The following is a 10,813-nucleotide window of genomic DNA, read 5'->3' on the forward strand; positions in this document are numbered from 1 at the left end:
CGTGCCAGCTCGCCCAGTGCCGGGCCACCGCGCGCTCGCCGCATGAAACGCACCGAGCGCACCACATCAACCCAACATAAACTACACCCCACCGATCACCTCACCCGCGTACAACCACAACCGACCGGCGCCCACAAGCGCCAGCGTAGGTTATGGTTGAATACGTAGCTTTTCAACACACAGATAGAGGAGTGCCGTGCCCGCTCAGGCAAAGACCGGAAAAGCCCTGCTGATTGTGGAGTCTCCCTCCAAGGTCAAAACCATTAGCAGCTACCTCGGCGAGGACTACCTTGTCGACTCGTCCATGGGCCATATCCGCGACCTTCCGCAGCCCTCCGAACTGCCCGAAAACCTCAAGAAGAGCCCTGTCGGCAAGTTCGCTGTCAACGTTGAAGAGAACTTCGAACCCTACTACGTGGTCAACCCCGACAAAAAGAAAAAGGTCGCCGAACTCAAGCGCAAGCTCAAAGAAGTAGACGCGCTCTACCTGGCAACCGATGGTGACCGCGAAGGTGAAGCTATTGCATGGCACCTGAAGGAAGTCCTCAAGCCCAAGGTACCCGTCTACCGCATGACCTTCCCCGAAATCACCCGGGAAGCCATTCAGCGTGCCTTCGGCGAACTGCGCGACATCGACCTGCATCTGGTCGACGCACAGGAAACCCGCCGCATCCTCGACCGCATCTACGGTTACGAAATCTCCCCCGTACTCTGGCGCAAGGTCGGCCGCGGCCTCTCCGCAGGTCGCGTGCAGTCCGTCGCAACCCGCCTCGTGGTTGAGCGCGAACGCGAACGCATGGCATTCGTCGCCGCCAACTACTGGGACCTGACCGGACGCTTCCTGACCGCAGCCTCCGAAGGCTTCGACGCCAAGCTGGTCGCCGTAGACGGCAACCGCATCGCCACCGGCAAGGACTTCGCCGACAACGGCACCCTCAACACCTCCAAGGTCACCCACCTGAACGAGGAAGCCGCCCGCCCGCTCGCCGCAGCCCTGCAGTCCGCCGCGTTCTCCGTACGCTCCGTTGAGACCAAGCCGTACAAGCGCCGCCCGGCAGCGCCGTTCACCACCTCCACCCTGCAGCAGGAAGCCGCACGTAAGCTGCGTTTCTCCTCCCGCGTGACCATGCAGGTGGCGCAGCGCCTCTACGAAAACGGTTACATCACCTACATGCGTACCGACTCGGTGGCGCTGAGCGAGCAGGCGATCTCCGCCGCACGCCGCCAGGCATCCGAGCTGTACGGCGCAGAGTTCGTGCCCTCCGCACCGCGCGTGTACACCTCCAAGAGCAAGAACGCACAGGAAGCCCACGAAGCAATCCGCCCCGCCGGTGACACCTTCCGCACCCCGGACGCTGTGCGCGGCTCCCTGTCCAACGACGAGTTCCGCCTCTACGAGCTGATTTGGAAGCGTACCGTCGCCTCCCAGATGGCTGACGCGACCGGTTCCACCGCCTCCGTGCGCCTGGGCGCCGTGGCCTCTAACGGCCAGGACGCCGAGTTTGCTGCATCCGGTACCGTCATCACTTTCCGCGGCTTCCTCGCCGCCTACGAGGAGGGCGTTGACGCATCCCGCGTGGCTGAGCGTGAGGCGAAGGACGCTGAGAAGCGCCTGCCGAACCTGACCACCGGCGAGGCACTGACCGCCGAGGCGATTGAACCCGCCGGCCACGAGACCCTGCCGCCTCCGCGCTACACCGAGGCGTCCCTCGTGAAGACCCTGGACGAGCTGGGCATTGGCCGCCCGTCCACCTACGCGGCGGTTATTTCGACCATCATGGACCGCGGATACGTGAACGTCCGTTCTGGTTCGCTGATTCCGTCCTGGATCGCGTTCTCCGTGGTGCGCCTGCTCGAATCCAGCTTCGGCCCCTACGTGAACTACGAGTTCACCGCGCAGATGGAAGAAGACCTCGACCGCATCGCACGCGGCGAAGAATCCCGCGTCGAATGGCTGGGCGAGTTCTACTTCGGCGGCGGCTCCAAGCGCGGCCTGAAGCCCATCGTCGACAACCTCGGCGAGATAGACGCCCGCAGCATCAACTCCATCCCGATCGCGGACGGCATTGTGCTGCGTGTGGGCAAGTTCGGCCCCTACCTGGAAGCCGAAGGTACCCTCGACACCGAGACCGGCGAACTGACCGAACCGATCCGCGCGAACGTACCCGCTGACCTGGCACCGGACGAACTGACCGAAGCGAAGGCACGCGAACTGCTCGAACAGGGCAAGTCTGACGGCCGCGTGCTCGGCGTTGACCCGGTCTCCGGCAACCAGATCGTGGCACGCGACGGCCGCTACGGCCCCTACGTCACCGAAGTCATCGAAGAGATGACCGAGGAACAGATTCAGGCGTACCTGGACGCGCAGCCGACCGAATATTACAAGAACGGCAAGCCCAAGCCGAAGAAGAAGCCGAAGCCCGCCAAGCCTCGTACCGCGTCCCTGTTCAAGTCCATGGACTTGGCGACCGTGACCCTGGAGCAGGCACTGCAGCTGATGAGCCTGCCGCGCGTGCTTGGTACCGACGCTGAGGGCGTGGAGATTACCGTGCAGAACGGCCGCTTTGGCCCGTACCTGAAGAAGGGCACGGACTCCCGCTCGATTGGCAGCGAGGACGAGATCTTCACGATTACGCTGGAGCAGGCGCTGGAGATTTACTCCCAGCCGAAGCAGCGCGGTCGTGCGGCGGCTAAGCCTCCGCTGGCTGAGCTGGGCGTGGACCCGGTCAGCGAGAAGAAGATCGTGGTGAAGGACGGCCGCTTTGGCCCGTACATCACCGACGGTATTACGAACATTACGGTTCCGCGTGCGGAGTCGGTCGAGTCGCTGACCCATGAGCGTGCGGTGCAGCTGCTTGCTGATAAGCGTGCGAAGGGCCCGGTCAAGCGTAAGACCGCCGCGAAGAAGACCACTACCGCTAAGAAGACTACGGCTAAGAAGACGACCGCAAAGTCTACTACCGCGAAGAAGACGACCACTCGTAAGACCGCGGCGAAGAAGACCGCCGAGTAATCAGCCGCGTTGTCAGCCGAGTAGCGTTTCTACTTGAAGGCGCAGGATGTGCCCCTGATCTCCCACACGGGGGGGGGCGCCTCCTGCGCCTTTTGCGTGCCCCGGGAGAGTACATGCCCGGCGCATTTTTGTGCCCGCGCTGTGTTTCTTGGGCTTGCGCCGTGTTTCTTGGGCTTACGCTGTGCTGATGCTGGGCATCCGCCCGGATTGTTTGCGGAGTGAGCCGCGCCTCTGACAGACTGGAAGAGGCGCCGCACCTGCGGTACCGCACACAGATAATATCCCGCCGCGCGGCGGGGGAGGGGAGCGCACCGTGCGCCTGGGAGTTCTGGATGTCGGGTCGAATACGGTCCACCTGCTACTGATTGACGGCAGCCCCGGGGCGCGCCCCGAACCGTACGCGTCGCACAAGATTCCGCTGCAGCTCGTGCAGTACCTCGACGCTGAGGGCAATATTTCGCAGGAGGGCGCGGACGCGCTGACCCGCTTCGTGGCCAGCGCCCGCGACTTCGCGATCGAGAATGAGGCGGAGGACCTGCTGGCGTTCTCCACGAGCGCTATCCGTGAGGCGGGTAATGGTGCGGCGGTGCTGCATCAGGTGCGTGAGCAGACCGGTGTGAGCCTGAACGGTATTTCGGGCGACCAGGAGGCGGCGATTACGTACTTTGCGGTGCGCCGCTGGCAGGGTTGGGGTGCGGGCCGCATCCTTGATTTTGATATTGGTGGCGGCTCGTTTGAGTTTTCGACGGGCACGAATGCGTTGCCGGATGCGGCGATGAGCGTGCCGTTGGGTGCGGGTCGTCTGACGCGTGAGTTTTTTGATGAGCAGCCGCCGAGCCCGAAGCAGGTGAAGCGTCTGCGTAAGTATGTGCGTGAGCAGATTGCCCCAGTGGCGGAGAATCTGTTGCGTTATGGTGCGCCGGATATGACGGTGGGTACGTCGAAGACGTTCCGTTCGTTGGCGCGTATTTGTGGTGCGGCGCCGTATTCGGCGGGCCCGCACGTGAAGCGTGAGATGCATCTGCAGGATTTGCGCCTGTGGACTCGTCGCATGGAGGCGATGACGGTGTCTGAGCGTAGCGATTTGCCGGGTGTTTCGAAGGCGCGTGCGGAGCAGATGCTGGCGGGCGCTATCGCTGCGGAGGCGGCGATGGAGGCATTCGGGGTTGAGACGATGCGTGTGTGCCCGTGGGCGCTGCGTGAAGGCCTGATTCTGAAGCGTATTGAGCACCTGGCGGAGGGCACGGGTACCCCGGTCAACCCGAAGACCCTCCTGGGTGCATAACGGGCTCGTAACGTGGCCGAATAGCCGCAATGAACCCCGCAGGCTGGTGCGTAATGGGCACCCGCCTGCGGGGTTCAAGTTGTACTTTATTGTTTCGTGATAATCTGTGAACGTTGACGGCTGTACAGCGATGTAAAACGCGGCTGTCTAGGAAGTTTATTTACCAACAAAGTTGTCGGAAAGGAAGTGCCTATGGTGACTAACAAGAAATCTGTGAAGATTCAAGACGTTATTGATGAAGTTAATAGCGTATGGGGTGAAGCGCACGAAGAAAAACGAAAAAGAATATTTCTTGACAATATATTAAAACTCCCCTTGTATGCATTTTTCATCTTTTCATTATTTTATTTTTCTGCTATTATAATCGCTTTTCCATTTTTAATTTCATTGTCTGGTGACGAGGATGGCTCTCATATTTGGCTAGTGTCTGAAATATTTAATATTCCATATTACTTATTTGATTTAAGAGTCGGAATTATTTCCTCCATTGCCAGTCTTCTTCTGAGTTTATTTGTAAGTGTTGGATAATTTGCTGACGGGGAAAAAGGTCTTATTGGAGAAGCTCGACGAGCTGCATATCGAAAATTTGCAAGAATGGTCGGATATATTATTTTTGCTGCCTTTGTTCTTAGTTTTTGGTATGGTTTTCTGGCAGGGTATTTGAATGGCACCTCGTATGCGCCAGAATTTATCGGTACGGAGGGGAGAGGCCCTGGGTGGGGGACGCTACTTGTGTCGAGGGGAATGGACCTTAGTCGGTACGGGGATATCCCCTTGTGGGTCCTTGTATTCTTTGCATGGTTTACCCTATCATCTGCGCTAATGCTTACATATAATGAAAAAGACCTCTTGATCCAAAACGCATACATTGTGCAGAGAGTTAACCATATGAATATGTCTGCCGATTTTAGTGTTAGGGATGCATATAAATTGGCTCTGCAGGCGATTGAATCGGAGAGGGATATTCCCTCCCTATCGAGATTCTCTAATGGTAAAAGAAGAGAAAAATATAGTGATTTGTTTGTGGGGGATGGTGGATATTATGGATTTAAATTTGTTGAGATTAGCATCTGGTCAAGGTTGTGGCGATGGCTTTTATTATTTTTGGGTCTATCATTGCATTCTTCTGTATTGATGCTCATGGCTCGAACGTTTGAAGGGTGGCCTCTGGTTTTGCTCACCCTGGTAATTCTATTTGTGTTTGAGATGTATATTTATGCAACTAATGATCCCATGTATAGGGAGATTTATAAAATAAATTTGGAGAATGTTCACGGAATGGATAGGGTTAAAGAGTTTTTTAAATCTAGTGTATTTGCTGCATTTGTTGAGGCGGCACGTCTGGTGGTACTGACTGTTATTGTTTATGTTTCTTTCGTGGAATATCAGCCTTCGTTTATACCTATATTTATGATTATTATTATTTTTTATCTTGGGCGGATTGCTGTGAACTCTGGTATTAAGATATTGTTTGAGTCTAGGCTCAAGGAATTTTCTGACGAGTTTCTTGCAGTGCATATTTCTCGCAATGAAAATGTAAATTATCTGATAGTTGCATATATCTACTGTATGATGCTTAAAGTAAATGAATTCTATCTGGAATATAAATCTGAAATTTTGGATTCAGAATCTAGTATCTCTATGTCGGTAAAATATAGAAAGTCTAGGGTTGCTATCCGTAGGACTCCGAAAAGTATTCTCATGCACAAAGACTCTCGTTCCCAGTAAAGGCAAACTTAGAGAATCTGCGTGTGGCTTCTCGCTATTGGGGGTGCCCATAACCCGTGCAGAATTTGTGCCGTGGTTTAGCGTCTTCGATCATGGTTTTTAACTACGACCAAAGACACTAACCTATGGCACAAATTTCGGCACTGTAAAATAAAAGCAGTCCCGAGCGCACACGCATCCGGGGCTACCCATTTCGCTTTTTGAAGGAATGTCTATTGCCATTTTGATATAATCGTAAGGGATATAATTAACAGGTAGAACGGCTGGATTATATTGATATATCGCAGAATTTTTTCATATTAAAATTTAGTGACGTAACAAGAGTAGTGACTTTACGAGAGGCTATTGGAGGTATCAATGACTTTTCTAAACTATAACAAAAATGAAAAGTTGGAATTTAACTATAAGAGGGCATGCGGCCTGTGGCTAATTGTGGTGGCAGTAGTTATAGCAATAGCTACCTTGGTCGGAGGAAAGCAAATAATAAACATGCAAGTATTCAGCATTGGCTACGTTATTAGCTTTTTCTCGATTAACATGAATAAAAAGGTGCTGAATAAACTATCCGATGGCCCCTCAAGTGAATTTCAAAATAAAATATCCTCATATGCTGTTATTTTACTATTTGTCTTAATGGTTTTGCTGGGTGGCCCATTCTTTGCAACTGAAAATTGGAGACTGATTTGGCTAGGGGCACTGATGGCAACCGCCCTGCATTTCTTCCCTTATTATTTTGTGCATGGAAATTCAATGATATACCTGGGCCTTATCTGTGCCATTAACGTGTTTGCGGGATATATTTTTACCAACATCCCGTTAGAGGTAATTGCATATATCGACGCGGCGATTAAGCTCATCTTCGGAATCTATCTGCTATTCCTTTCAAAGCCATCAAAGCAAATATAAGGCGCAGTTTGTCGATATGCTAAAAAGCGGCCCCGGACGCACACACGCATCCGGTGCCGCCTGCTAGGAAAGGAACAATCACCGATGACGAACCAACTACTTTTAGCGCAGGTGCTAGCTGAGGGGGCCGAATCTGCGCAGAGTTTTACCGCTATACCCTGGACAACAATAATATCTTCTGCAATTGGTCTTCTGGGATCAATCATTGTCGCGTGGTGGAGTGGCAGAAAGATTGATAAGCAGATGGAGCTGTCGAAACAGGCTACTCCACCAGAACTAACACGTTATAAGACATGGGTTGAAGTATCTGAAAAGTATAAAGAGCTCATGGAATTTGAGAGAGCTAATAGTTTTGAAGACACTGAAAAGGAATATCAAGAAATTAGAGCATCCCGAAAAGCTGCCCTTGAACGTGCTGTTTGGGAACGGAGAGTACTTTCTTCATGCTCGGATATAGTTGCTCAGAGGAGACTCTTGGAACTTTCGGAAGGGTATATTTTTACTGAAAATGTAAACTCTATCCAAGTAGTTCCCTCCTTTGAGTCTAAAATATCTATCATCTTCCATTTTATCTCGTATATTATTGCAATTATTTTTTCGGTCGTATTCATCTTTTTCCTTGCGAAATATTTTGTAATATTTTCCGGGCATGCTTTAAATGCTGAAATCGATTATCTCCAGGTATTTCTTTTTATTGTTTTTGGCTTCCTTCTGTTTTTCATGAGTATGATGGCTATCCGTCTTTTATATATTGTATTGGATGGTTTTATTGATGTTCTAAGGGGCGCGAAAATCGCAGAACATGAGTATATTAAAATCGTTCAGATATATGCAAAGAAGGAAGTTTTTGCGGAGGTAATTAAGGTGGCATCAAAAGCGTATAAAAACGCTTCAAGGGTAAGGTATTCATTCTTTGATGAAAAGTATTCGGATATGATTAATCTTCCTGCTGTATGGAGCTCTGGTGTTTGGTATTCAAGTATCTCAAAGTTTTTAGGATTTATGGCACCTTATTTTGTTCTGGAAAAGTTTAATAAGAGTAAAAAGCCCTACGGTTCTTATTTAGAGGGGGCATTTGAAATTGATGCTAAGAACCTTGAAGGCAAAGAATTGTCGGCTCAGGGTAAAGCTGCTTCAGATAAGGAAGATAAGGAATCTGCGGAGGCTAAAGCTGAAAGCAAAAGCTGACCCGCTCTAGACAACTTCAGCTTCCGCAAGGGTAGACGTTGAGAAGCCACATGTGTTTCGAACAGCCACATCATAGGTGGCTTCTGGAAACACATGTGGCTTCTCGCTATTGGGAGAGCTGTAACCCTTGCAGAAATTGTGCCATGGTTTAGTGTCTTCGACCATGGTTTTTAACTACGACCAAAGACACTAACCTATGGCGCAAATCCGGAACTCATGACCGAATCTCCACCCGCGCCGCGTAACCCAAACGAAGCAGGCGGCCCCGGACGCACACGCATCCGGGGCCGCCTGCAGCGGTTATTTATATGTGGAGTTAGAACTGGTTTACATATCGGGCCAGTCGCGATGCAAAGAATACTCCGTATCCCCGTCACCGTTATCGTTCAGGTGCCAACGCTGACCGGTGCGGATATCGGCCTTGCGCAGGCGCGGGTTCGGGTTATCCGGCTTACCCATCGTCGGGTCGTTCTTGCAGCCCCAGCGAGTGTCGTCTTCATCGCAGGTGCCGCCGACGCGTCCCACATCAACCCACCACACACGAATCAGCAGCGGTTCAGTAGTGTCCTTCTTGACGACAGTACGCATAGCCTGCCACGGGCCACCATTGACGCGGTACCGGCCAGCATAAGAAACCGTTGCGTAGGCGTGGAAGTTACCAGAGCGCTGGTAAGCGTAACTGGTCGCGGTCGGTCGTGCTTTCGAGCCTGACTTCGGGTAGATGGGCTCGCCGATAGTGTAAGACGTGTTTTCGTCACCGTTGCCGTATTGAACGGTCATCTGCACCGGATAAGACTCGATTTCAACGTGACCGGCCGAGAGTTCGCCTTCCCAATAAGCAGTGGGAGCTTCAGCGTAGAAATTGACGTTGTCGCCCTTGTAGATATTCGGGTCGCCCTTAGCTCTGCCGGTGCCGTTACCGGAGTTATAGGACTGCTTCAGGATAGGCGGTCGAATATCGGTGTTGGCGAATTTGTCTTCAATTTCTTGGAGCATTTCAGCGGGGCTCGGTTTACGGGGCTCGCCGGGGTTATTGGCGGTTAGGGTGCGGGATTCTACTGGGGTGCAGTAGGTGCCGATGCCGGAGGTATTGTAGTAACCGGTGTAGTCGTTTCCATCGTCAGGCATCATCCAGGTGCGGAAATACTGTCCTGGCTGACCATCAGCGGTGACGCAGGAGTCTTTATCGGTGGTTGAAGCGTAATATTGACCGCCCATGCCATCATTTGCAAGATAATGCGTCTCCTCAAATTTTTGTTGTTGCTGTTGCTTTGCAGTTCTAAGATCATCTTGGGCAGACTCATGATTAGGATAAGCATTTGTTTGAGATATATCATCTACGTCATCATATGAAGAGGGAACGCTATATGGTGCTTTCACATCGGAAATACTATGATTGTTGCTATCTGAGGTGTCCTCTAAAGCGTAAATTAGATGTGAAGCAGGGCCAATAAAACCTATTACGCATGTCGCGCAGAACAGGGATAGTTGTTTTTTGTGCATTATTTAATAACTCCTTGTTCGCGGAGCTGCTTATTGGAAACATAACCAGACAGATACCAATAACCATCCTTATAGCGATAACGCATCATGAAAACTTCGTTATTATCATGCTTGGTATTGGAATGCTCCGTCCTGCTTCCATCAGGATTGACATAGATGGCATAGGTCCACAGACGCCGAGTAAGAACCCAATACTCTTTTGCTTTATCGTCGTAATTGAGGGTGCTCTCTGCTTGAAAATCTGAGGTTCCCGCAATAACCCAGCCGCCACGCTTATAAAGGCCCTCGATATCCTTGAGGAACTTAATATCCTTCTCGTAGGTATCCAGCATATAGGGCCATACATACTGCATATCACCGGTCTGAATACCGTAGTTACGGGCTCTGACCCAATCAGTCATCATCTCACGGAGACCAGCGAAGGTTTCGGGGTACTGTTGCGGCTTAGCCTTGGGAAGAGGGACGTTCTGAGCCATACCGTATTCATCAGCTTCACGGTATTCCCCATCGGGCGCCTTGGAGCCGCCGGAGTATCCGCGGGTAATGACCGGGCTCGGAGTAGCGGAAGCCGCATCAGATGCTGCGGCAGAAGCCGAAGCGGTTTCGCTCGGCGTTGCAGTCGAGGTTGCTGCCGCCTCGTTATTTGCCTGCTGGCCACACGCCGCAAGCAGGGCGCCAAGGCCCACAAGTGCGCCGCTGCCCAGCAGAGTGCGGCGGTTGAAAATGGTCGAATCCATAGAAGGTACGCTCCTATCATCGGTGATGGTGTGAATATGTGCATGTCGGGCCGTTATTCACAGGTTGCGTTGACTGCCGGAAGGAAAACAGCCCCGTAGTGCGCCCATCAAGCGCATCAATGCGCTGTGGAACACTACAGTTACCACCCTACCGCATGTTTGTCGTCGTTTGCATTCTTTTGGGTACAACAGCGACTAAACATCACTATTCGGATACTTCATTGCTTTATGCATCAAATATCTCTGCGCCCGCGGAGGTGCCGCCTCCACAGAATTTGTGCCATGGTTTAGCGTTTTCGGTAATGAGTTAGTGACTTCAGGCTGGGGTTTTAACCATCGCCAAAGGCGCTAAGTCATTACCGAAATTGCTAGGTCATGACCGAATCTCCACCCCGCACCGAGCAGCCCAAACAAAACGAAAGCGGCCCCGGACGCACACGCATCCGGGGCCGC

General features: G+C 52.2%; 8 protein-coding genes. 6 read left to right on the top strand and 2 right to left on the bottom strand.

All coding sequences use genetic code 11. The features are described 5' to 3' along the window. Positions 1-196 precede the first annotated feature (196 nt). From topA to HMPREF2779_RS04445, 6 genes are all read left to right on the top strand, one after another. Positions 197-3,013: a type I DNA topoisomerase gene (gene topA / locus HMPREF2779_RS04420; RefSeq protein WP_105360926.1), complete on the top strand. Its 2,817-nt coding sequence runs from the start codon at positions 197-199 to the stop codon at positions 3,011-3,013. Positions 3,014-3,326: 313 nt separating this feature from the next. Next, positions 3,327-4,298 carry a Ppx/GppA phosphatase family protein gene (locus HMPREF2779_RS04425; protein WP_105360927.1) on the top strand — a complete coding sequence of 324 codons (972 nt, stop codon included), beginning with the start codon at positions 3,327-3,329 and terminating at the stop codon, positions 4,296-4,298. A 192-nt stretch (positions 4,299-4,490) separates the two neighbouring features. Then, positions 4,491-4,826, top strand: coding sequence for a hypothetical protein (locus HMPREF2779_RS04430; protein WP_105360928.1), 336 nt, complete (start codon positions 4,491-4,493; stop codon positions 4,824-4,826). Between the two features lie 66 nt (positions 4,827-4,892). Beyond that, entirely contained in the window at positions 4,893-6,026 is a 1,134-nt protein-coding gene (locus HMPREF2779_RS04435) for a hypothetical protein (protein WP_105360929.1), read from the top strand. A gap of 357 nt (positions 6,027-6,383) precedes the next feature. Beyond that, a complete protein-coding gene (locus HMPREF2779_RS09175) occupies positions 6,384-6,932 on the top strand; it encodes a DUF6609 family protein (RefSeq protein ID WP_105360930.1) in 549 nt (182 codons plus the stop codon). Positions 6,933-7,016: 84 nt separating this feature from the next. Next, positions 7,017-8,120, top strand: a complete 1,104-nt coding sequence (locus HMPREF2779_RS04445; protein ID WP_105360931.1) for a hypothetical protein — start codon at positions 7,017-7,019, stop codon at positions 8,118-8,120. Between the two features lie 327 nt (positions 8,121-8,447). Here HMPREF2779_RS04445 and HMPREF2779_RS04450 read toward each other — a convergent pair whose 3' ends face one another. Both HMPREF2779_RS04450 and HMPREF2779_RS04460 read right to left on the bottom strand, forming a co-directional pair. Next, positions 8,448-9,338 carry a peptide ABC transporter ATPase gene (locus HMPREF2779_RS04450; protein WP_199774558.1) on the bottom strand — a complete coding sequence of 297 codons (891 nt, stop codon included), beginning with the start codon at positions 9,336-9,338 and terminating at the stop codon, positions 8,448-8,450. A gap of 284 nt (positions 9,339-9,622) precedes the next feature. Continuing rightward, entirely contained in the window at positions 9,623-10,360 is a 738-nt protein-coding gene (locus HMPREF2779_RS04460; RefSeq protein ID WP_105360933.1) for a DUF6318 family protein, read from the bottom strand. Between the last annotated feature and the right edge of the window lie 453 nt (positions 10,361-10,813).

This window comes from Rothia sp. HMSC069C03, from assembly GCF_001811075.1.
Taxonomy (GTDB): Bacteria; Actinomycetota; Actinomycetes; order Actinomycetales; family Micrococcaceae; genus Rothia; species Rothia mucilaginosa.

Excerpts from the sequence above, each read along its gene's own strand:
- HMPREF2779_RS04430 (WP_105360928.1), top strand. The coding sequence starts at position 4,491 with ATGGTGACTAACAAGAAATCTGTGAAGATTCAAGACGTTATTGATGAA.
- HMPREF2779_RS04435 (WP_105360929.1), top strand. The coding sequence starts at position 4,893 with ATGGTCGGATATATTATTTTTGCTGCCTTTGTTCTTAGTTTTTGGTAT.
- HMPREF2779_RS09175 (WP_105360930.1), top strand. The coding sequence starts at position 6,384 with ATGACTTTTCTAAACTATAACAAAAATGAAAAGTTGGAATTTAACTAT.
- HMPREF2779_RS04445 (WP_105360931.1), top strand. The coding sequence starts at position 7,017 with ATGACGAACCAACTACTTTTAGCGCAGGTGCTAGCTGAGGGGGCCGAA.
- HMPREF2779_RS04450 (WP_199774558.1), bottom strand. The coding sequence starts at position 9,338 with ATGGGCGGTCAATATTACGCTTCAACCACCGATAAAGACTCCTGCGTC.
- HMPREF2779_RS04460 (WP_105360933.1), bottom strand. The coding sequence starts at position 10,360 with ATGGATTCGACCATTTTCAACCGCCGCACTCTGCTGGGCAGCGGCGCA.